This window comes from Allobaculum fili (assembly GCF_020969955.1).
Lineage (GTDB): Bacteria > Bacillota_I > Bacilli_A > Erysipelotrichales > Erysipelotrichaceae > Allobaculum > Allobaculum fili.
This window is the reverse complement of sequence record NZ_JAHDSX010000153.1, coordinates 1-259: the sequence shown is the minus strand read 5'-3', so window position 1 is coordinate 259 and position 259 is coordinate 1. Positions and strand designations below refer to the sequence as shown.

Below are 259 nucleotides of genomic sequence, written 5' to 3'. Positions count from 1 at the left end.
AACAAGCATAACTAGAACCAAAGTTAGAGAACTAGATCAAGCAAGGAAGGGCGTACGGAGGATGCCTTGCCACTCTTGAATGATGAAGGACGCGTCAGGCTGCGAAAAGCCGTGCCGAGCTGTCAGGAAAGTGACGACACACGGATATCCGAATGGGGGAACCCGGCTGGTTTTATAGCCAGTCATCCATGCAAATGGAGAGAAACCCGGTGAACTGAAACATCTAAGTAGCCGGAGGAAAAGAAAACAAAAGTGATTT

1 rRNA gene is annotated in these 259 nt (G+C 48.3%); it reads left to right on the top strand.

Annotated elements, in window-relative coordinates:
- Nucleotides 1-34: 34 nt before the first annotated feature.
- Nucleotides 35-259: ribosomal RNA gene (locus Afil_RS10875) — 23S ribosomal RNA — on the top strand; the annotation flags it as partial.